Below are 556 nucleotides of genomic sequence, written 5' to 3'. Positions count from 1 at the left end.
GCACGGGTGCCGACGTCATCACCGCGCTCGGCGGCAACGACATCGTGCTCGGCGACCAGGGCTACGCTCTGTTCGCCGCCGGTGTCCGCGTCGAGGTGGCCTCGACCGAGACCAATGACGGCGGCAACGACCGGATCGAGGCCGGCGACGGCGACAACGTCGTGCTCGGCGGCTCGGGCAGCGACACCGTAACCACGGGCGTGGGCGCGGACATCGTGCTCGGCGACAACGGCCTCGCCACCTTCGAACTCGGCATCCGTGCCCGCATCATCAGCGACCGCAATGGCGGCGCGCGCGACACCATCACCACGGGTGCAGGCGCCGACGTGGTGCTCGGCGGTCTCGGTGCCGACACGATCGATGCCGGCCAAGCCGACGCCGATGCCGATATCGTCTTCGGCGACGACGGTCAGAGGAACGCCCGCTCCGGTTGCTCCGACAGGTACGATTCTTCCCTAGGAGACATTCATGAGAACGACACTCACTGCCGCCGCCTGCCTGCTCCTGCTGGGCGCGGCGGGGATGCCGGCCTATGCCCAATCGGTCGGCGAGAAGA

Annotated in this window: 1 protein-coding gene; it reads left to right on the top strand. The window is 68.9% G+C overall.

Features of this window, described 5'->3' with window-relative positions; all coding sequences use genetic code 11:
- On the top strand, positions 1–556 hold a 556-nt coding region (locus MKK50_RS24965), incomplete at both ends, for a calcium-binding protein (RefSeq protein ID WP_499025886.1).

This window comes from Methylobacterium sp. J-043 (assembly GCF_022829505.1).
Classification (GTDB): Bacteria; Pseudomonadota; Alphaproteobacteria; order Rhizobiales; family Beijerinckiaceae; genus Methylobacterium; species Methylobacterium extorquens_A.
This window is presented reverse-complemented; position numbering and strand designations above follow the sequence as displayed.